This window comes from Nonomuraea terrae (assembly GCF_044465245.1).
Lineage (GTDB): Bacteria > Actinomycetota > Actinomycetes > Streptosporangiales > Streptosporangiaceae > Nonomuraea > Nonomuraea terrae.
Genome location: NZ_JBITLL010000005.1, coordinates 776,210 through 796,072 on the forward strand (window position 1 = coordinate 776,210; position 19,863 = coordinate 796,072).

Sequence of the window (19,863 nt, forward strand, 5' to 3'; positions counted from 1 at the left end):
TTCCCCCTCCCCCACGCCTTCCCTCTCCCCCACCCCCAGCGTTCTCCCCCTGTCGGCCTCCGCGCCACCGCGGAGCCACGGCCCTGCCAACCCCGCTCGTCCGGTCAGCGCCCCCGTACGACCGACGTCGCCCCACGACGAAGGCCCAACCGCGGCCACGCGGACCGGGAGACGCGTACGGGCCGACAGGAGGCCCGTCCTAACGACCGGTGTCGCCGCCAGGCGGACCGGAAGGCGCGGACGGGCCGCCGACGGCGTCGGCGCGCGGAGTGGAAGGCGCGTCGGGGTGATCGAGGTCGCCGCCAAGCGGGCCGGACGGCGTGCCCGGGTGGCCGGGGTCGTCGCCGCGCGGAGTGCCGGAGGCTGCGTCGGGGGTGTCGCCGGAAGGTGCGTCGGGGGTGTCGCCGGAAGGTGGGCGGGTGGTGCCCGCCGGGGGCTCGTCGCGGCCTGGAGGCAGCTCAGGAGGTTTGTGACGGAACTCCTGGAGCGCCCGATAAAGAACCGCCGCCACCGGGACGGCCACGGCCGCGCCCGCGATGCCGGCCAGGATGCCGCCGACGGCCAGCACGAGGATGATCGCCAGCGGGTGGAAGTGCAGCGCCCGGCCGACGATCAGAGGCTGGAGCACGTGGTTCTCCAGCTGCTGCTCCACGACCAGGATGGCCAGGAAGATCAGCGCGTAGACGAAGCCCTTGGCGCCCAGCGTGACCAGGGTCGCGACCGTGCCGGCGAAGAAGATGCCGACGATGGGGATGAAGCTGGCGAAGAAGATGAGCACGGCCAGCGGCGCCCACAGCGGCACCCCCATCCCGGCCAGCACGATGCCCATGACCAGGCCGTGCACGGCGGCCACCGCGACCGTGCCCTGGACGTAGTGGGAGAGTGTGGTCCACGCGGCCCGCCCCGCCCGGTCGACGCGCGGCGCCACCCCGCCGAACGCCTTCAGGAACCACGACCAGATCCGGTCGCCGTCCTTGAGCAGGAAGAACGTGACGAACAGCAGCAGCACGATGGACGCCAGCACCTCGACGGCCACCGCCCCGGCGGACAGGACGGTGCCGGTGATGGCCGTGCGCTGGGCGTTGACCAAGGCGACGATCTCGTCGACGTAGCCGGTGATCTGCGCTTCCTGCAGATGCAGCGGGCCGGTGATCAGCCACTCCTGCACGGACCTGGCGGTCTCCTGGACCTGGCTGACCAGGTTGGGGAACTCCTCGCTGGCCCGGGCGCCGACGAGCCAGCCGGTGCCGGTGAGCACGGCGAGAGCCACCAGCATGGTGAGCCAGGTCGCGTAGATCGGGCGCATGCCCGCGTTGCGCAGGCTCCTCGTCAGGGGGAACAGCAGGGCGGTGAGCAGCAGCGCGATCGCCACGGGCAGCACCACGAACGCGAGCCGGGCGACCACCTGGACGAAGTAGTTGACGACCACGCCGAGCAGGATCAGGCACCCGCTCCACGCGGCCATCTTGGCCAGCACAGGCGGCACGAGCTTGGTGGGGCGGTCGGTCAGCACGTGTTCAAGACTGGCACGTCCGCGCCCAGGATGCGCGCGGATAATCGACGCTCATCTCACAGCGTCAAGCTGGGACCCTCACCCACAGCTCAGCAGCCGTGCACGTGCTCGGGCTCCGCGCCGCGACGCGGTGCGCGGTCACCGGTGCTCCTCAGGATCCAGGCCGCGGCCTCGATCACGGTCGTACTCCCTCACTACGCGTACGCGCGTTCCGGCAAGAAGCAGGCTCGACCAGCGCGCGGCCGGTGGCTCGCGTGATGGGCGCGGTGGGCGTGGTGGTTCACATCCGGAAGATCGGGTCTGTGCAACAGGGGGAACCCATGTCACCGTCAAGGTCATGAAGGCCGCAGCAGCAGTCCTCGTCGTGCTGGCGTCGCTCGTCGTCGCCCCCGCCCCCGCGTACGCCTCCCGCGCCGACCTGGCGGTCGAGGTGCTCTCCAGCCGTCCCGACCAGGTCAGCGGCGGCGACGCGCTGATCGAGGTCCGGCAACCCCGGGGCCACCGGGTGAAGGTGTCGCGCAACGGCGAGGACGTCACCTCGGCCTTCCACCGGACGGACGACGGCCTCCAGGGCCTGGTGACCGGCCTGGACGTCGGCGACAACACGATCACGGCGGTGGCGGGGCCGTACCGGAAGAGTCTCAGGGTGCGCAACCACCCGATCGAGGGCCCGATCTTCTCGGGCGCGCACCAGCAGCCGTTCGTGTGCAAGACCGAGCGTGGCGGCCTCGGCGCGCCCGTCGCGGACAACCAGGACGGGCAGGGCATGCGCGTGGAGGGCGGCTGGAGCAGGAACTGCTTCGCCCCGACGGTGACCGACCGCCTCTACCGCTCGACGGACGGCACGTTCAAGCCCATGCCCGCGCGGCGTCCCGCCGACATGTCCACGACCACGCTGCTGGACGGCCGTACGGTCGACTTCGTGGTACGGCGCGAGCGCGGCGTCGTCAACCGCTTCCTCTACTCGATCGCCATGGTCGAGGACGGCTGGAACGGCAGGGCGATCTACCGGTTCGACGGCGGCGTGGCCATCGGCCACGACCAGGGCACGCTCGGCGGCGGCGCCCTGGACCCGTACGGGCTGGGCAAGGGCTACGCGATCCTGTACTCGTCGGGCACCCGCACCTCCACCCACTACAACCTGATCCTGGGCGGGGAGACCGCGCTCATGGTCAAGGAGCGCTTCGTCGAACGGTACGGCGTGCCGCTCTACACGGTCGGCCTGGGCGGCTCGGGCGGCGGCATCCAGCAGTACATCTACGGCCAGAACCACGGGAACAGGGTGATCGACGCCGCCATCCCGCAGTACTCGTATCCCGACATGGTCACCCAGACCATCCATGTGGGCGACTGCGAGCTGCTCGAGCGCTACATGGACCACAACCCGCGCTGGGCCCGCTGGGAGGACCGTACGGCGCTGATCGGCATGAATGCCAGCGACACCGTGCCGAATCCCTACACCGGCGAACAGGGCTCCGACGAGTGCGTGAACGGCTGGCGCGGCCTGACCCCGCTGACCATGAACCCGCTCTGGACGTCCAACGACGACCCGGAGTGGGAGCGCATGGACCCGCCGGGCGTCAAGGACACCGTCGAGTGGACGCACTGGGACGACCTGCGCAAGGTCTACGGCGAGGACGAGAACGGCTACGCCCGCTCGACGTGGGGCAACGTGGGCGTCCAGTACGGCCTGAAGGCGCTGCGGGAGGGCGTGCTCACGCCGGCGGAGTTCCTCGACGTCAACGCCAAGGTGGGCTCCTGGAAGGCCCCGGCCGACATGGTGCGGGAGGGCTGCCCGTTCGTCCGGACGGCGTGCCCGGCGGACTTCGACCCGTGGAGCGCCCGCAACGCCGACCTGGGCGACCCGGCGCCGAGGCGCGCGCCCGACCCGGTCGCGATCAGGAACGTGCAGCGCAGCGGCCTGGTGTTCCGCGGCGACATCGACATCCCGGTCATCGACTGGCGTCACTATCTGGAGGAGCAGCTCGACATGCACAACGCGCACCAGTCGTTCGCGACGCGCCGGCGCATGCTCGACCACGACGGGCAGGCGGGCAACCAGGTCATCTGGTTCACCGACGCCCGTCCCGCCGGGGAGGAGTTCGACCAGACGCCCGAGGCACTGCGGGTGATCGACGCCTGGATGGCCAACATCCGGAAATATCCACAACGCGGCGTTGTGGGCAACAAGCCCCCGCAGGCGGTCGACCGCTGCTTCGCCACCGACGGCACCGAGATCGCCGCCGGCCCCCACGTCTGGAGCGGCATCCTCGACGAGCGCGCCCCCGGCGCCTGCACCCGCCACTTCCCGCTCTACTCGACCTCCCGCATCGTGGCCGGCGGGCCCATCGAGGGCGGCGTGTACGCCTGCCGCCTGCAGCCGGTCGAGCGCGCCATCGCCAAGGGCCTGTACGGCTCCTGGCAGCCCACCCGCGAGGAGCGCGCCAGGCTGAAGCAGATCTTCCCCACGGGGGTCTGCGACTACTGAGAGGCCTCGGTGACCGGCAGCTCGCGCATCGTCCGCAGGGGCGAGGCGAACACCCACAGGAACGCCACGCAGCCACCGACCGCGGCGATCAGCAGCGTGTTCCTGACCCCGATCACCTCGCCCAGCACGCCGCCGATCACGCCGCCGAGCGGCATCGTGCCCCAGACGACGAACCGCATGGTGGCGTTCATCCGGCCGAGCAGCGACTCGGGGGTGATCGCCTGGCGGAAGCTGAGCTGGGTGACGTTGTAGATCACCACTCCCGCGCCCAGGCAGAACTCCGCCAGCACGAACAGCGCCAGCCGCCAGTCGGCCTCCAGCCACGGCAGGGCGAACATCAGCGGCGCGGGCACCAGGATGGCCAGCCACATCGTCGGGCCCTGCCCGAGCCACCGGGCGATCCTGGCGTTGACCAGCGCGCCGGCCAGGCCGCCGACGCCGCCCGCGGCCGTGAGCAGCCCGATGGCGCCCGCGGCCAGCCCGAGGTCCCTGGCCAGCAGGAGCAGGACCATCGGCTGGGCCATCGCGGTGAAGAGGTTCGCGGTGGCGGTGCAGCCCGCGATGCGGCGCAGCAGCCGGTGCCCGAAGACGAACCTGAGCCCTTCGGCGATCTCCCTGCCGAGGTGGCGGCCGTGCGCCTCCTGGCGCGGCTCGCGTTTGCGGATCGTCCCCAGGCACAGCGCCGACCAGGCGAATCCGGCCACGGTGGCGGCCAGCGCGAACGGCGCCGTGAGGAGCTGGATCAGGTAGCCGCCCGCGCCCGGCCCGCCGAGCTGCGCCACCGTGCGCACGATCTCCAGCGCGGAGTTGCCCTCCACGAGCCGCTCCCGCCCGACCAGATGCGGCAGGTAGCTCTGGTACGCCACGTCGAAGAAGACGGTGAACACCCCGAGCACGAGCGCCACGGCGTACAGCTGGTAGACCGTGAGCACGTCCAGCCACCACGCCAGCGGCACGGACACGAGGGCCGCCGCCCGCGCCCAGTCGGCGACGACCATGACGACGCGTTTGCGCATCCTGTCCACGATCGCGCCCGCGGGCAGCCCGATCAGCACGAACGCCAGCGTCTGGCACGCGGCGAGCAGCCCGACCTCGAACGGCGAGGCGTTCAGCGCCATCACCGCCACCAGGGGCAGGGCCAGCATGAGGACCTGGGTGCCGACCTGGCTGGCGGTGTCGGCGAGGAACAGGCGGCGGAAGTCATGGTCGCGTAAGACGCTCACGCCCATACCTTCCACTACCGATTGGGATTAATCAACCGGTTATAGGGTGGCGGTTCATGGAAAGCCGCCGCCCCGCGACCGAAGCCGAGGCCCGCGCCCTGGCCTCCTCCGTACGCCTGCGCATCCTGCGGCTCTGCCTCGACCAGGCGCTCACCAACAAGGAGATCGCCGGCCGGCTCGACGCCAACCCGGCCACCACACTGCACCACGTGCGCAAACTGGTCGCCACCGGCTTCCTGGCCGCCGAGCCGAGCCGTCCCGGGCCGCGCGGCTCCACCGAGATCCCCTACCGCGCCACCGGCAAGTCGTGGGAGGTCAACGTCCGCGACAGCGGCGTGACGGGCGGCGGCGCGGCCATGGTCGACGCCTTCCTGCAGGAGGTGCGGCTGGCCGGCGTCGAGCGCGGGGAGTACATGCGGCTGGGGCTGAGGCTCACCGCCGAGGGACACGCCGAGCTGTTCCGGCGGCTGCAGGAGCTGCTCGACGACTTCCGCTACCGGTCGCAGGGCGACGGAGAGGCCTATTCGCTCTTCGTCGCCCTGCACCACGACGTCACCCGGGAAAGCTGAGACGCCCGGTCAGCCCAGCTCGACCTCGACCTTCAAGTCCTCGCCGCGGTCCAGCACGAACTCCTCGACGTTGCCGGCCGCGCACACGTCATCCTGCGCCTTGCGGACGAGCCCGACGTCGGGCGTCCAGACGGTGAGCCGGGAGACCTCGGCCCGCATCGACTGCTTGGCCTCGGACTTCGCCTTGCGCACCTGCCTGAGCACCTCGGAGGCGACGGCCAGCACCGCCGGGTCGCCCGTGCCGCGCTCGGGCTCGGGCCAGGCGGCGCGGTGGACCGACCCCTCACGCCACCACGACCACACCTCCTCGGTCACGAACGGCAGGAACGGCGCGAACAGCCGCAGCAGCACGTCGAGCGCCTGCCGCAGCGCCGCGTGCGCCGACGCCGAGGCCCCGTCCGCGTCGTACGCGCGCGCCTTGACCAGCTCCAGGTAGTCGTCGCAGAACGCCCAGAAGAAGCGCTCGACGGCCTCCAGCGCCCTGGTGTGGTCGTAGGCCGCCAGCGCCTCGCCTGCCTCGCGTACGGCGTCGGACAGCGCGGCCAGCATGGACAGGTCGAGCGGCTCGGTAACCTCGCCGTCGCTCTCGGCCAGGCTCAGCACGAACTTGGACGCGTTGAGGATCTTGATGGCCAGCCGCCGCCCGACCTTGAGCTGGCCCGCGTCGAAGGCGGTGTCGACGCCGTAGCGGCCGTTGGCCGCCCAGTAGCGCACGGCGTCGGAGCCGTGCTGCTCCAGCAGGTCGACCGGGGTGACGACGTTGCCCTTCGACTTCGACATCTTCTTGCGGTCGGGGTCGAGGATCCAGCCCGAGATCGCCACGTCGCTCCACGGCGGCGTGCCGAACTCGTAGTGGGAGCGCACCACGGTCGAGAACAGCCAGGTGCGGATGATCTCGTGGGACTGCGGCCTCAGGTGGGCCGGGAAGACGCGCCCGAACAGGTCGTCGTCGGTGCCCCAGCGGCCGGCGATCTGCGGGGTCAGTGACGAGGTGGCCCAGGTGTCCATGACGTCGGGGTCGGCCATGAAGCCGCCGGGCACGCCCCGCTGCTCCTCGGTGTAGCCGGGCGGCACGTCGGAGGACGGGTCGACCGGCAGCATGTCCTCGGTCGGCAGGATCGGCGCGTCGTGCACGGGCTGCCCCGACTCGTCGATCGGATACCACACCGGGAACGGCACCCCGAAGAAGCGCTGACGCGAGATCAGCCAGTCGCCGGCCAGGCCCTCGACCCAGTTGTCGTAGCGCACCCGCATGTGCGGCGGGTGCCAGGCCAGCTCGGCGCCCCGATCGAGCAGCCGGCGCCGCAGCTCCTCGTCACGCCCGCCGTTGCGGATGTACCACTGCCGGGTGGTGACGATCTCGAGCGGCCTGTCGCCCTTCTCGTAGAACTTCACCGGCCGCGAGACCGCCCGCGGCTCGCCGTCGAGGTCGCCGGACTCGCGCAGCAGCTCCACGATGCGCTCGCGGGCGCTGTGCACGGTCTTGCCGGCCAGCTCTTTGTACGGCTCCTCCTCCACGCCCTGCGGCGGCTCGGGCAGCAGCCGGCCGTCCCAGCCGATGACCGGCCGGGTCGGCAGGTCGAGCTCCCGCCACCAGGTGACGTCGGTGACGTCGCCGAACGTGCAGATCATCGCGATGCCGGTGCCCTTGTCGGGCTCGGCCAGGCGGTGGGCGAGCACCGGCACCTCGACGCCGAACAGCGGCGTCAGCACCGACGTGCCGAACAGGCCCTGGTAGCGCTCGTCGTCGGGGTGGGCGACCAGCGCCACGCACGCCGGGATCAGCTCGGGCCTGGTCGTCTCGATCCAGACCGTCCCCTTCTCGCCGTAGAAGGAGATCTTGTGGAACGCGCCGGGCCACTCGCGGTCCTCCAGCTCGGCCTGGGCCACGGCGGTGCGGAAGGTGACGTCCCACAGCGTCGGCGCCTCGGCGAGGTAGGCCTCGCCGCGCAGCAGGTTGCGCAGGAACGCCCGCTGCGACACCGCCCGCGACTCGTCACTGATCGTGGTGTAGAGCAGCGACCAGTCGACCGACAGCCCGATCCGCCGCCACATGTCCTCGAACGCCTGCTCGTCGATCGCGGTCAGCTGGTGGCACAGCTCCACGAAGTTGCGCCGGGAGATCGGGATCTCACGTTTGCCCGGCTTCTCCGGTGGAACGAAATCGGGGTCGTAGGGCAGCGACGGATCGCAGCGGACGCCGTAGACGTTCTGCACCCGGCGCTCCGTGGGCAGGCCGTTGTCGTCCCAGCCGAGGGGGTAGAAGACCGACTTGCCGATCATCCGCTGGTAGCGGGCCATGATGTCGGTGTGGGTGTAGGAGAAGACGTGACCGACGTGCAGCGAGCCGGACACCGTGGGCGGGGGCGTGTCGATGGCGTAGACCCGCTCGCGCGGCGCGGAGCGGTCGAAGCGGTAGACGCCTTCGTCTTCCCAGCGACCTACCCATACCTGCTCCAAGCCATCGAGCGAGGGCTTTTGGGGCATGGATGGGCGGCGTAGTCGCTGTTGAGTCATGCCTCCTTATGGTACGGCTTCGCCGCCCGCCCGGCGGTGCAGACTAGTGTTCCTTACGAAGGGGAAGGAGATCGTCATGGCGGAGGACAAGCCCGATGTCGCCTGGCGGGTCATCGGCGGGCTCGTCGGCCTGGTGACCGCCTGGGCGGCGAGGAAGATCCTGGGGTTCGCCTGGGTGAAGGCGACCGGCAAGGAGCCGCCCATCGACACCGACTCGCCCGAGGTGAGCATGGGCGAGGCGATCGGCTACGCCGTGCTCATGGGGGTCGGCATGTCCGTGGCGCAGATCGTGGTCAACCGGACCGCCAAGAAGCGCTACGACGCGTGGAAGGCTGTGAAGCAGGTGACTCCAGGGCGTTGAGAAACTCGTTCGCCCAGCGGTCCACGTCGTAGGTGGCGACCCGGCGGCGCATGGTGCGCATCCGCCGGGCCAGCTCGTGCGGCGTGGCCCGCATCGCCGCCAGCATCTGCCGCTTGACGTCCTCCACGTCGTACGGATTGACCAGATAGGCCTGCCGCAGCTCGTCGGCCGCCCCGGCGAACTCACTGAGCACCAGCGCGCCCTGCAGGTCGTGGTGGCAGGAGATGTACTCCTTGGCCACCAGGTTCATCCCGTCGCGCAGCGGGGTCACGATCATCACGTCGGCGGCGAGATAGAGCGCCGCGAGCTCCTCCTGGCCGTACGACTGGTGGAAGTACTGCACCGGCTGGTAGCCGAGCTGGGCGTGCTCGCCGTTGATCCGCCCCACCTGCAGCTCGATGTCGTCGCGCAGCCTGCGGTACTCGTCCACCCGCTCCCGGCTCGGGGTGGCGATCTGCACGAACACCGCCTCGTTGGGCCGCAGCCGGCCGTCCTTCAGCAGCTCGCCGAACGCCTCCAGCCGCTGGCCGATCCCCTTGGTGTAGTCGAGCCGGTCGACGCCGAGCAGCACGTGCTCGGGGTCGCCCAGGTCCATCCTGATCTCCTTGGCCCGGCTCACGATGTGCGGCTCGCGGACGAGGGAGTCGAGGTGCGCGAAGTCGACGGAGATGGGGAACGCCTGCGTGGTGACCACCCGGTCGTCCAGGAAGATCTCGTTCCCCTTGTACGGCAGGCCGAGCAGCCGCCGGCACAGCCGGCGGAAGTTGGAGGCGCCACCGGGCAGCTGGAAGCCCACCAGGTCGGCGCCGAGCAGCCCTTCGACGAGTTCCTTGCGCCACGGCAGCCGCCAGAACAGCTCGGTGGGCGGGAACGGGATGTGCAGGAAGAAACCGATGCGCAGGTCGGGCCGGATCCTGCGCAGCATCGCGGGCACGAGCTGCAGCTGGTAGTCCTGGACCCACACCACCGCACCCTGCTCGGCCGCGTCCGCGGCGGCCTCGGCGAAGCGCATGTTGACGCTCCGGTAGGTCTCCCACATCTCCCTGTCGAACACCGGCGTCGCCACCACGTCGTGGAAGAGCGGCCACAGGGTGGCGTTGGAGAAACCCTCGTAGTAGAGCTCAACCTCGCGAGCCGACAACGGGATGGGGATGAGGTTCATCCCGTCCTGCTCGAACGGCTGCAGCTTCTCGTCGGGTGCTCCGTGCCAGCCGGCCCAGGCTCCGTGGCGGCGCTGCATCACGGGAGCTATCGCCGTGACGAGCCCGCCAGGACTCCTGCGCCACGAGGCCGTTCCGTCGGGTTCGATCGTCCTGTCCACCGGCAACCGGTTGGCGACGATCAGAAACGAGCTACGGCCAGTCACGCAGTCCTCCTATGGGGTCATGTGTCAGGAGAGCCGCCGAGAGCACGGCTCACAGCGGCCGCCACCGACTCAGGCCCCGCATGGGGGAGGATCGCGGCGACGTGGGAGTCGGGCCTGATGAGCCATGCCTCATCCGGACCGGCGCCGAGCCTCTCAGCGAGCGAGCCAGTCCCATCTATCTCCGCGAGCCCGCGAACGGCGAGCGGCGCCGTAATGACCTTGCCCAAGACCTGCACAAACAAACTCGAATCGCACATATCGCCCAGGAGAACGAGGAATCCGTCCCGGCACGACTCGCGCAATCTGCCCCCGGGAAGCGCCACGTCCGGGAGGATCACGCCCGGCGCGGGCTCGCACGACGCCCCCTTGGGCGGCCGGCCGCGGAACGGGCGTGACGGCTCGGGTGTGGTCAGCGGCGAGTCGACGTACCAGAACGGCTCGGCGAAGCGGCCGGAGTCGACCTCGGCGATCCGGCCGCCCTCCAGCACGGCCCGCCGGCGCATCCGCTCCTCGACGGTGCGCGGCACCAGGAAGCGCATGGTGGCAGCGGTGACCTCGAGGTTCTCGCGCGCCGCCGCGTGCCGCTCGGCGTGGTACGACTCCAGCAGCCCCTCCCCCGCCCAGCCGTTGAGCACGAACGCCAGCTTCCAGGCCGCGTTCTCGGCGTCGGCCACGCCGGAGTTGAGGCCCCGCGCCCCGAACGGCGCCAGCAGGTGGGCGCAGTCGCCCGCCAGCAGCACCCGCCCGGCGCGCATCCGCGAGGCCAGGCGCGCGTGGAAGCGGTAGGTGCTGTGCCAGAGCAGCTCGTACGGCCGGTCTCCGATGATCTGCCGGAGCTTCCGCGCGATGTCATCCTTTGTCGGGATAAAGTCGGGCGCGATCTGCCAGTCGATCCGGTACGTGCCCCCCGGGCACGGATGGATGAGCACCTGCCGGCCCGGGTTCCACACCGGATCGAAGTAGAAGCGCCGCTCGTCCTCCCAGCCGGGCAGCTCCGCCTTGATGTCGCAGATGAGGAACTGGTCGTCGAACGACTCCCCCGCGAAGGCCACCCCGGCCGCCGAGCGCACCCCCTGCGCCCGCGCCCCGGCGCAGGCCAGCACGTACGGCGCCCGCAACACCCGCTGGCCGCAGCGCAGGCTGACCCCGGAGGAGTCCTGTGTCAGCCCGGTCACCTCGTGGTCCCAGCGGACCTCGATGAGCGGCTGTCCGGCGATGATCTCGTCGAGGATCTGCTCCGTACGGCTCTGCGAGATGTTCACGCACGCCGGCAGTGTGCCGTCGTCCTCGAACGACCAGGACGACAGCTCGCGGTCGCGGTAGTAGGTGCGGGCGGTGGTCCACGCCAGGCCCTCCTCGGCGATCTTGCCCGCGCCCGCGGCGGCCCAGATGTCGAGCACGTCGCGCTGCTGGCAGATCGACTTCGACCCGCCCCGGCCGCGGGCCGGCCGCTGGTCCAGCACCAGCACCTGGATCCCCCACCGGGCCAGCAGCAGCGCGGCGCTCTGCCCCACGGGCCCGGCCCCGATCACGATGACCTGGGCGTCGGTCTCGCGCCTCATGACTGCAGCTCGTTCCAGACCTGGCGGTCGCGTTCGGCGGTCCACACGCGCGGACGTTCGATCCCGTGCAGCTCGTCCCAGAGGCGGGAGACGTTGAACGGCAGGCAGTGCTCGAAGATCGGCCAGGAGCCGTAACGGGGCGCCAGGGCCCGGTGCGTGCGCGCGAACGCCTCCTTCAGCGAATCGGCCGCGCCGGCCTCGCGCAGCATCACCGTCAGGAAGTCGCGCGTCTGCCCGATGGCCGCCGCCACGCCGTCCTTCCCCCTGGCCACCGCTCCCCTGCCGCCGACCAGCGTCTCGGCCCCGAACGACGCCACCCGGTCGAGCGTCGCTGAGGCCCAGTCGCGGTGGAAGGCGTCGCCGGTGTAGAGGGCGGCCTGCGACTCGACCAGGTCGCCGGCGAACAGGACGCGCCGCTCCGGCAGCCAGGCGACCAGGTCGCCCTCGGTGTGGCCGCGGCCGCAGTACTGCAGAACCAGGTCGCCGCGGCCGCCGCCCAGGTCGATGGTGAACCGGTCGCTGAACGTCGCCGTCGGCCACGTCAGCCCGGGGATCGACCCGGGCTCCTTGAACAGGCGTGGCATGCGGGCGTACTCGCTGGCCCAGTCCTGCTCGCCGCGCTCGGCGATCAGCTCACGGGTCTTCTCGTGCGCCACGATCACGTCGGCGCCGAACGCCGAGGCGCCGAGCACCCTGACCGCGTGGTAGTGCGACAGCACCAGGTAGCGGACCGGCTTGCCGGTGTGCTCGCGCAGCCTGGCCAGCCACGCCCGTGCGGCCACCGGTGTGGCGAGCGCCTCGAAGCAGACGAGGAAGTCCTCGCCCTCGATCGCGCCCACGTTGGGGTCGCCCTCGGCCGTGAGCGCGTAGACGCCGTCGGCGAGCACCTCCAGGGACTGCCGCTTCTCGCCGAGATCCGCCGACGAGGCGAACGGCTTGGCCATCGCTCCTCCTCTCTGCCCGATGATCAGAACGTGCTCACCATGCGTAGAACCCCTTGCCGCTCTTCCGCCCCAGCTCGCCGGCGGCCACCTTCTCGCGCAGCAGCCGGGGCGGCTCGAACCGGGGCCCGAGCTTGGCGTGCAGGTATTCGGCGATGGCCAGCCGGACGTCCAGCCCGACCAGGTCGCCGAGCCTGAGCGGGCCCATCGGGTGGCCGTAGCCGAGGGTCATGGCCGTGTCGATGTCCTCGGCGGAGGCCACGCCCTCCTCCACCATGCGGATCGCCTCCAGGCCGAGCAGCACGCCGAGCCGGCTGGTGGCGAACCCTGGCGAGTCGTTGACCACGACGCCCGTCTTGCCGAGGCCGGCCACGACCCGCCGCGCCCGTTCCAGCACGTCGGGCGGCGTGGCGGCGGTGACGACGATCTCCACCAGGCGCTGGACGGGCACCGGGTTGAAGAAGTGCAGCCCGATGAGGCGTTCCGGGCGGTCGAGCGCGGCGGCCAGCTCGGCGATGGACAGCGAGCTGGTGTTGCTGGCCAGCAGGGCGTCACGGGAGAGGCGCGTTTCGGCCTCGGCCAGGATGCGGATCTTGAGCGCGGCGTCCTCGGGCACCGCTTCGACCACCAGCTCGGCGTCGGCCGGCACGGCGTCCATGGTGAGCCTGGCCAGGGCCTCGTCACGGTCGACGAGGCCCTTGGACGCGGCGATGGCCAGCCCGTCGGCGATGCGCCGCCGCGTCTGCTCCGCGAGCGGCTCCTGGACGGTGACGTGGTCGCCCCTGACGAGGAAGACCTGCGCGATCCCGGAGCCCATGCGGCCCCCGCCGATGACCGCTACCTTCATGAGCGCCTCCTCCTCAGGCCGGTCGCCGGGACTGCACCACGTGGAAACGGCCCGCGACGTAGCCGGGGTCGGTGAGCGAGGCCGTGGCTGCGGGGTTCGCGCCCGTGCCGTGGTAGTCGCTGAACGCGGCCGACTGGTTGACGTAGACGCCGCCGGTGAGATTGCACGACAGGTTGACGCCCGCGTCGAGCGCGGCGCGTTCGGCCTCGTCGAGCACGTCGGCGGAGGTCGAGTAGACGGAGGCGGTGAGCGCGCCGCGGGCGGTGATCGTGCGGCGGAGCACGTCGAGGCTCTCCTGGGTCGATCCGGTGGGGATGAGGAACGAGATCGGCCCGAAATGCTCGCGTCCGTAAATATCGGATTTTTCTTGATCCACCCGCACGATCAGCGGTGTCCGGATCACCGCGTCCGGGAACTCCGGGTGCTTGACCGCCCGCGACTCCAGCACCACCTCGCCCAGCGACGGCGCGCCCTCCACCCGGGCGAGCACGCCGGGATTGACCAGGGCGCCGGTCAGCTCGACCGCGCGGGTGTCGTCGCCGAGCAGCCGGCCGACCGCGGCGGCGAGCCCGGAGGCCACCTCGTCGAAGCTCTTGTGCCCCTCGTCGGTCTCGATGCCGCCGGCGGGGACGAGGACGTTCTGTGGCGCGGTGCACATCTGGCCGCTGTAGAGCGACAGCGAGAACGCCAGATTGCCGAGCATGCCCCGCCAGGAGTCGGTGGAGTCGATGACGACCGTGTTCACCCCGGCCTTCTCGGTGTGCACCAGGGCCTGGTGGGCGTGGCGCTCCAGCCACTCGCCGTACTCGGTGGAGCCGGTGAAGTCGACGACGCGGACGGCGGGATGGGTGGCGAGCGCGGTGGCCAGGCCCTGCCCCTCCTCGGCGGCCAGCGACACGAGCGAGGGGTCGAATCCGGCCTCCGCCAGCGTCTCGCGGGCGACCTGGACGGTGATGGCGAGCGGCAGCACGGCCCGCGGATGCGGTTTGACGATCACCGGGTTGCCGGTGACCAGGGAGGCGAACAGTCCCGGGTAGGCGTTCCAGGTCGGGAACGTGTTGCAGCCGACCACCAGCGCGACCCCGCGCGGCACCACCGTGAAGCGTTTGTCCATGACCAGCGGCTCGCCCTTGGCCGGCTTCTCCCAGCGGGCGGCCTCGGCCGAGGCGGTCATGGCGGCGTAGCCGTACGCGACGGCCTCCAGGGCGCGGTCCTGCGCGTGCGGCCCGCCGGCCTGGAAGGCCATGACGAACGCCTGCCCGGTCGTGTGCCGCACCGCGTCGGCCAGCTCGAAGCTGCGCCGGTTGATCCGCTGGACGATCTCGACGCAGGTGAGCGCGCGGGCCCGCGGCCCGGCGTCGCGCCAGGCCGGCATCGCCGCCCGCGCCGCCGCGACCAGCTCCTCCACCGCCGGCTCGGGATAGGTGACGCCCAGGTCCATCCCGTACGGCGAGCGCTCGGCCCCGATCCACGCGCCCGTGCCCGGCTGGTCGAGCGGGAACCGCCTGCCGAGCAGCGCCTCGAACGCCTCCCTGCCCCGCTCGGCGGCCCCCTCGCCGTAGACCCGCGGGCTCGGCGACTCGGGGAAGGCGCTCCAGTGGCCGCGCTCGGCGATGGCCGCCAGCGCCTTCTCCAGGGTCTCGCGGTGCTGCTCGAACATCATCTTCACCCTCTTGACAGGGATCGTCCGGACGTTGAAGTGTTTACCGAACATTCGGTCAGTAGACAAGGGAGACCTGCGCCGCGGAGCGCGCGTCGCATCTCGCGGTCGCAGGGAACCGGGACGAGGGTGGAGATGAGACTCGGCGATCCCCCCGCGCCGCAGGAGCTCGACCCGGTCGAGCGCGTGTCCCGCGACGAGCTCACGGCGCTGCAGCTCGAACGCCTCCGGCGCACGCTCGCGCACGCCTACGCCAACGTGCCGCTCTACCGGCGCACGTTCGACGAGGCGGGCGTGCACCCGTCGGACTGCCGGTCGCTCGGCGACCTGGCGTCGTTCCCGTTCACCACGAAGGAGGACTTACGCGGCTGCTACCCGTACGGGATGTTCGCCGTGCCTCGGGAGCGGGTGATGCGCATCCACGCCTCCAGCGGCACCACCGGCACCCCCACCGTGGTCGGCTACACGAAGCGGGACATCGACGTCTGGGCTGACCTGGTGGCCCGCTCGATCCGCGCCTCCGGCGGGCGGCCCGGCGACATCGTGCACGTGGCCTACGGCTACGGGCTGTTCACCGGGGGGCTCGGCGCGCACTACGGGGCCGAGCGGCTGGACTGCACGGTGGTGCCGGTCTCGGGCGGCATGACGCCCCGGCAGGTGCGCCTCATCGCCGACCTGCGGCCCGACATCGTGATGATGACGCCGTCGTACCTGCTGGCCCTGCTGGAGGAGTTCGCCGCGCAGGGGCTCGACCCCCGGGAGTCGTCCCCGCGCATCGGGATCTTCGGGGCCGAGCCGTGGACGGAGGAGATGCGCGCGGAGATCGAGGAGAGCTTCGACCTGCACGCCGTCGACATCTACGGCCTGTCGGAGGTGATGGGCCCCGGCGTGGCGAGCGAGTGCGTGGAGACCAAGGACGGCCTGCACGTCTGGGAGGACCACTTCTACCCGGAGACCGTCGACCCGTTCACCGGGGAGCCCGCGGACGGAGGGGAACTGGTGCTGACGAGCCTCACCAAGGAGGCGATGCCGGTCATCCGCTACCGCACGCGCGACCTGACCCGGTTGCTGCCCGGCACCGCCCGGCCGGCGTTCCGGCGCATGGCGCGGGTGACCGGGCGTACCGACGACATGATCATTCTGCGCGGCGTGAACGTGTTCCCGACGCAGGTCGAGGAGCTGGTGCTGCGCACGGAGGGGCTGTCGCCGCACTTCCAGCTCCACCTGACGCGCCCGGGGCGGCTCGACGTGATGACGGTACGCGTGGAGGCGCGCCCCGGCTTCCGCGGCGACCGGATCGCGGCGGGCGAGGCGCTGCGCCGGACGGTCAAGGAGAGCGTCGGTGTGAGCGTCGAGGTCGAGGTGGTGGACCCGGAGACGCTGGAGCGGTCGGTGGGCAAGCTCAAACGAGTCATCGACAAGCGGGATAATTGACGACATGGCCACCCCAACCCCCACCCGTCACCGCAAGCGGGGGCACGACCCGGAGTCGGTGCTCTCCATCGCCGTGGGCGTCTTCAACGAGCGCGGCTACGACGGGACGAGCATGGAGGACCTGGCCAGGGCGCTCGGCGTGACCAAGTCGGCGATCTACTACCACGTGCCGGGCAAGGAGCAGCTGCTCGCGCGGGCCCTCGACCGGGCGCTGGACGGGCTGTTCGAGCTGATGGCCGACGAGCGCGCGGCCTCGGGCCCGGCCATCGAACGCCTGGAGTGGGTGGTCCGGCAGAGCGTGCGCATCCTCGTCGACCGGCTGCCGTACGTCACGCTGCTGCTGCGGGTGCGCGGCAACAGCGGCACCGAGCAGGCGGCGCTGGAGCGGCGTTGGGAGTTCGACCGGTTCATCGGCCGCCTGGTCATCGAGGCGGCGGCGGAGGGCGGCATCCGGCCTGACGTGGATCCGGCGCTGGTGACGCGGCTGCTGTTCGGCGCCGTCACCTCGATCAGCGAGTGGTACCAGCCGGCGCGCGGGGCCTCCGCCGACGACCTGGCCGACGCGCTGCTGAAGATGGCCTTCGGCGGGCTGCGGGTCTAACCGGGCTCGACCTCGGGGCGGCTCGCCGCCGGCGGCAGCTTGACGCGCAGGTCGTCGCGGACCGCCTGCGCCAGTTTCTTGGTGGCCATGCGGTTGAGCGCGCCGCCGGCGACGGCGCCGGTGAGGAACGGGCCGAACGTGGTCAGGTGGCGGCCCAGCGTCCGCATGAGGCGGTTGCGCACGGCGGTCTTGGTGGCGGCGCCGAGGGCGAGGGAGACGGACGCGGGAGCGAGCGGGTCGATGCCGCGCTGCTTGGCCCAGGCGGAGGCGAAGACGATCGCGCGCTGGGTGCCGGTGCCGTCGACGCGGACACCGTAGACCTCGTGCAGCTCGGCCAGGAGCTTGACCTCGATGGCGGCGACGACGATGGTCTCGGCGACGAGCTGGGCGGGGGCGGAGAGCAGGAGGGGTGGCGCCGCGAACTCGGCCGCGGCCAGCGCTCCGCCGAGGGCGCCGACGGTCATCGTGCCTCTCTGGGCGGTGCGCACCAGGTCGTCGGCGAGTTGCTCGCCGGTGAGCCCGTGGTGGTGCTCGGAGAGCGTGTGCAAGTCTCTGATGGGGATGCGCGGCGCGATGTTGAGGAAGACGTCGGCCAGCCAGCGTCCGCGTCCGGCGCCGTTCTGCCGGGCCCTCTTCGCGCCCTCGGACAACGTCTGGGCTAGTCGGCCGAGCAGCCTGCGCCGCTCGGCCGGCTCGAGCTCGCCGGGCTCGGCAAGCCTGCCTACGAGCTCGCCGACCTCGCGATCGGGGTCGGCGATCTCATTGCCCGTCTGGTGGTCTTTGCCTGGTTCCGCCACGCGATGCCTCCGTCCTGTGGTCGCGATCGCTCAGGGCTTTGCGGCCCCGAGCTCCTTCGCCCCATCGTCAGGCGGCGCACTCCCGGCAGACCTGCTGACCGTTCTTCTCGGAGGCCAGCTGGCTCCGGTGATGCACCAGGAAGCAGCGCGCGCAGGTGAACTCGTCGGCCTGACGGGGGATCACCCGCAGGGAGAGCTCTTCGTTCGACAGATCCGCACCGGGCAGCTCCAGCGACTCGGCCAGGTCGGTCTCGTCGATGTCGATGCTGCCGGACGACTTGTCGGTGCGCCGCGCCTGCAGCTCCTGCAGGCTGTCCTCACCCAGGTCGTCGTCTGTCTTGCGCGGGCTGTCGTAGTCGGTAGCCATTGTGCTTACTCCATCCCCCTCATCTATATGTCGTCGCGCTCGTCGCGCGTCTTCTAACGTCCGGGAGACCCGTCTTGTGCCCGTTCCGCCACGGAGATTTCCCATCGGTACCCCGCGGGAACGGACAACGAACCTCCCAACACGTCAGCGCGTGCCGCCGACGGCAATGGTTAGCCAAATATGGCGAAACCCACAGCCTTGGCGTCATGCTCCACCGTGTTCGACGGCACATCCAACCACATGTGCGGCGAGAACGAGACGCCCCCCGTACATCAACACGCAGACGAAGCACCAGCGGTATCCATGTCAGCGGCTCGGCAGCCTCATGGTCACGACGAGCCCTCCCCCGTCACGCGGCACCGCGGCCACATTTCCGCCGTGTGCCTGCACCACCGCACGGACGATGGACAACCCCAGCCCCGATCCCTTGGCAGAATCCACGCGGTCCGCATGGAGCCTCCTGAACGGCTCGAAGAGGCTGTTCACCTCGTACGCCGGAACGTGCTGTCCCGTGTTGGCCACCTGAACAACCAAGGCACCGTCCGCCATTCCCGTACGGATCCAGACTTTTCCGTTTTCGGGAATGTTGTACTTCACCGCGTTCTCAAGGAGGTTGCTGACGGAGCGCTCCAAGAGCACCGGATCGCCTATGGTAGGCGCGCTGACCAGATCGGTGGTCAGCGTGACACCGTGTTCCTCGGCGAAGGGCAGCACCTGTTCCACCGCCGTCTGGGCGACCTCGCGGACGTCGAGCGGCTTGCGCACGGCGAGCTCGCGTTCGCTCCTGGCGAGCAGCAGCAGACCCTCGATGAGCTTCTCGTTGCGCGCGTTGACCTCGAGCAGGGTACGGCCGAGCGCCTTGAGGTCCTCCGACGCCTGCGGATCGGACAGCGCGATCTCCAGCACCGTCCGGTTGATGGTGAGCGGGGTGCGCAGCTCGTGGGAGGCGTTGGCCACGAACCTGCGCTGGGTGTCGAAGGCGACGTTGAGCCGGGTGAGCATGGCGTCGAAGGTGTCGGCCAGCTCCTTCAGCTCGTCGTTGGGGCCTTCCAAGGCGATGCGCTGGTGGGCGAGCGTGCTCTCGGAGAGCTTGCGCGCCGTGCCGGTCATCTTCGCCACCGGCCGCATCGCCCGGTCGGCCACGAAGTAGCCGATGATGAGCGCCAGGATGCCGACCCCGAGCAGCGCCATGAAGGCGCTTTTGAGCACGGCGTCCCTGGCGTTCTCCACCGCCTGCGCCTGGAAGTCACGCCAGGCGACCTGCAGCCGGGCGTCCTGCAGGGGATCCAGCCCTAGGTCGAGGCCGGGCCACGCCTCGCTGATGGCCGTGCCGACGATCGCGTAGACCGAGAACAGCAGCACCGCGGCGGCGGCGAACACCAGGGCGCCGTACGTCAGCGTCAGCCGCCAGCGGATGCTGACCTTCGCCGGCAGTGCCTTCATCCGCTCCATCGTCGTGCGCTGGACCGGCGGGCTGCCCGGCGGGGGCGGACCGTCCCAGGCGGGCGGGCCGCTGGGCGGCGGCGGTTCCTGCACGCGGGTCGCCTTCCTGGCCGAATGCGGGCTGATCATCGGATGGGTCGGCCCGGCCTGTCGTTCTGGCCCCTGACTCACAAC

The 19,863-nt window shown here is 71.0% G+C and carries 16 protein-coding genes; 5 read left to right on the forward strand and 11 right to left on the reverse strand.

Annotated elements, in window-relative coordinates; all coding sequences use genetic code 11:
- Positions 1–199: 199 nt before the first annotated feature.
- A complete protein-coding gene (locus ACIBP6_RS27380) occupies positions 200–1,513 on the reverse strand; it encodes an AI-2E family transporter (protein ID WP_397056591.1) in 1,314 nt (437 codons plus the stop codon).
- 337 nt (positions 1,514–1,850) lie between these two features.
- Here ACIBP6_RS27380 and ACIBP6_RS27385 point away from each other — a divergent pair, with 337 nt between their 5' ends.
- Positions 1,851–4,001 carry a DUF6351 family protein gene (locus ACIBP6_RS27385; RefSeq protein WP_397056593.1) on the forward strand — a complete coding sequence of 717 codons (2,151 nt, stop codon included), beginning with the start codon at positions 1,851–1,853 and terminating at the stop codon, positions 3,999–4,001.
- On the opposite strand, the gene ACIBP6_RS27390 is transcribed toward ACIBP6_RS27385, so the two are convergent.
- Positions 3,995–5,224, reverse strand: a complete 1,230-nt coding sequence (locus ACIBP6_RS27390; protein ID WP_397056595.1) for an MFS transporter — start codon at positions 5,222–5,224, stop codon at positions 3,995–3,997. The genes ACIBP6_RS27385 and ACIBP6_RS27390 overlap by 7 nt on opposite strands.
- A gap of 56 nt (positions 5,225–5,280) precedes the next feature.
- On the opposite strand from ACIBP6_RS27390, the gene ACIBP6_RS27395 reads away from it, so the two are divergent.
- Complete coding sequence (locus ACIBP6_RS27395; RefSeq protein ID WP_397056597.1) at positions 5,281–5,793, forward strand: ArsR/SmtB family transcription factor; 513 nt, start codon at positions 5,281–5,283, stop codon at positions 5,791–5,793.
- A gap of 9 nt (positions 5,794–5,802) precedes the next feature.
- Here the strand turns inward: ACIBP6_RS27395 and valS are convergent, their stop codons facing one another.
- Positions 5,803–8,280: a valine--tRNA ligase gene (gene valS, locus ACIBP6_RS27400; RefSeq protein ID WP_397056599.1), complete on the reverse strand. Its 2,478-nt coding sequence runs from the start codon at positions 8,278–8,280 to the stop codon at positions 5,803–5,805.
- Between the two features lie 106 nt (positions 8,281–8,386).
- Between valS and ACIBP6_RS27405 the strand changes: the two genes are divergently transcribed.
- Complete coding sequence (locus ACIBP6_RS27405; protein ID WP_397056601.1) at positions 8,387–8,671, forward strand: DUF4235 domain-containing protein; 285 nt, start codon at positions 8,387–8,389, stop codon at positions 8,669–8,671.
- Here the strand turns inward: ACIBP6_RS27405 and ACIBP6_RS27410 are convergent.
- From ACIBP6_RS27410 to paaN, 5 genes are read right to left on the reverse strand one after another with little or no spacing between them, the layout of a single operon-like run.
- On the reverse strand, positions 8,604–10,037 hold the full coding sequence (locus ACIBP6_RS27410; RefSeq protein ID WP_397056603.1) for a trehalose-6-phosphate synthase: 1,434 nt from the start codon (positions 10,035–10,037) through the stop codon (positions 8,604–8,606). The two genes, ACIBP6_RS27405 and ACIBP6_RS27410, sit on opposite strands and share 68 nt — an antisense overlap.
- Positions 10,038–10,054: 17 nt before the next feature.
- On the reverse strand, positions 10,055–11,599 hold the full coding sequence (locus ACIBP6_RS27415) for an FAD-dependent monooxygenase (protein WP_397056605.1): 1,545 nt from the start codon (positions 11,597–11,599) through the stop codon (positions 10,055–10,057).
- Positions 11,596–12,543 carry an MBL fold metallo-hydrolase gene (locus ACIBP6_RS27420; RefSeq protein ID WP_397056607.1) on the reverse strand — a complete coding sequence of 316 codons (948 nt, stop codon included), beginning with the start codon at positions 12,541–12,543 and terminating at the stop codon, positions 11,596–11,598. The genes ACIBP6_RS27415 and ACIBP6_RS27420 overlap by 4 nt, the downstream gene beginning before the upstream one ends.
- Before the next feature lie 34 nt (positions 12,544–12,577).
- Complete coding sequence (locus ACIBP6_RS27425) at positions 12,578–13,387, reverse strand: 3-hydroxyacyl-CoA dehydrogenase family protein (protein WP_397056608.1); 810 nt, start codon at positions 13,385–13,387, stop codon at positions 12,578–12,580.
- A gap of 13 nt (positions 13,388–13,400) precedes the next feature.
- Positions 13,401–15,047, reverse strand: a complete 1,647-nt coding sequence (gene paaN, locus ACIBP6_RS27430) for a phenylacetic acid degradation protein PaaN (protein ID WP_397056610.1) — start codon at positions 15,045–15,047, stop codon at positions 13,401–13,403.
- A 135-nt stretch (positions 15,048–15,182) separates the two neighbouring features.
- Here paaN and paaK point away from each other — a divergent pair, with 135 nt between their 5' ends.
- Positions 15,183–16,481: a phenylacetate--CoA ligase PaaK gene (gene paaK / locus ACIBP6_RS27435; protein ID WP_397056612.1), complete on the forward strand. Its 1,299-nt coding sequence runs from the start codon at positions 15,183–15,185 to the stop codon at positions 16,479–16,481.
- Positions 16,482–16,485: 4 nt separating this feature from the next.
- The gene (locus ACIBP6_RS27440; RefSeq protein ID WP_397056614.1) at positions 16,486–17,082 is read left to right on the forward strand and encodes a TetR/AcrR family transcriptional regulator; all 597 of its coding nucleotides are present in this window, start codon (positions 16,486–16,488) and stop codon (positions 17,080–17,082) included.
- On the opposite strand, the gene ACIBP6_RS27445 is transcribed toward ACIBP6_RS27440, so the two are convergent.
- From ACIBP6_RS27445 to ACIBP6_RS27455, 3 genes are all read right to left on the reverse strand, one after another.
- Positions 17,079–17,879 (reverse strand): hypothetical protein, encoded by an 801-nt coding sequence (locus ACIBP6_RS27445; protein ID WP_246075179.1) that lies wholly within the window; start codon positions 17,877–17,879, stop codon positions 17,079–17,081. The two genes, ACIBP6_RS27440 and ACIBP6_RS27445, sit on opposite strands and share 4 nt — an antisense overlap.
- Positions 17,880–17,946: 67 nt before the next feature.
- Positions 17,947–18,246, reverse strand: a complete 300-nt coding sequence (locus ACIBP6_RS27450) for a DUF4193 domain-containing protein (protein ID WP_049570503.1) — start codon at positions 18,244–18,246, stop codon at positions 17,947–17,949.
- A gap of 306 nt (positions 18,247–18,552) precedes the next feature.
- Positions 18,553–19,818, reverse strand: a complete 1,266-nt coding sequence (locus ACIBP6_RS27455) for a sensor histidine kinase (RefSeq protein WP_397056617.1) — start codon at positions 19,816–19,818, stop codon at positions 18,553–18,555.
- Positions 19,819–19,863: the final 45 nt, after the last annotated feature.

Excerpts from the sequence above, each read along its gene's own strand:
- ACIBP6_RS27385 (WP_397056593.1), top strand. The coding sequence starts at position 1,851 with ATGAAGGCCGCAGCAGCAGTCCTCGTCGTGCTGGCGTCGCTCGTCGTC.
- ACIBP6_RS27395 (WP_397056597.1), top strand. The coding sequence starts at position 5,281 with ATGGAAAGCCGCCGCCCCGCGACCGAAGCCGAGGCCCGCGCCCTGGCC.
- valS (WP_397056599.1), bottom strand. The coding sequence starts at position 8,280 with ATGCCCCAAAAGCCCTCGCTCGATGGCTTGGAGCAGGTATGGGTAGGT.
- ACIBP6_RS27405 (WP_397056601.1), top strand. The coding sequence starts at position 8,387 with ATGGCGGAGGACAAGCCCGATGTCGCCTGGCGGGTCATCGGCGGGCTC.
- ACIBP6_RS27415 (WP_397056605.1), bottom strand. The coding sequence starts at position 11,599 with ATGAGGCGCGAGACCGACGCCCAGGTCATCGTGATCGGGGCCGGGCCC.
- ACIBP6_RS27420 (WP_397056607.1), bottom strand. The coding sequence starts at position 12,543 with ATGGCCAAGCCGTTCGCCTCGTCGGCGGATCTCGGCGAGAAGCGGCAG.
- ACIBP6_RS27425 (WP_397056608.1), bottom strand. The coding sequence starts at position 13,387 with ATGAAGGTAGCGGTCATCGGCGGGGGCCGCATGGGCTCCGGGATCGCG.
- paaN (WP_397056610.1), bottom strand. The coding sequence starts at position 15,047 with ATGTTCGAGCAGCACCGCGAGACCCTGGAGAAGGCGCTGGCGGCCATC.
- paaK (WP_397056612.1), top strand. The coding sequence starts at position 15,183 with ATGAGACTCGGCGATCCCCCCGCGCCGCAGGAGCTCGACCCGGTCGAG.
- ACIBP6_RS27440 (WP_397056614.1), top strand. The coding sequence starts at position 16,486 with ATGGCCACCCCAACCCCCACCCGTCACCGCAAGCGGGGGCACGACCCG.
- ACIBP6_RS27450 (WP_049570503.1), bottom strand. The coding sequence starts at position 18,246 with ATGGCTACCGACTACGACAGCCCGCGCAAGACAGACGACGACCTGGGT.
- ACIBP6_RS27455 (WP_397056617.1), bottom strand. The coding sequence starts at position 19,818 with ATGATCAGCCCGCATTCGGCCAGGAAGGCGACCCGCGTGCAGGAACCG.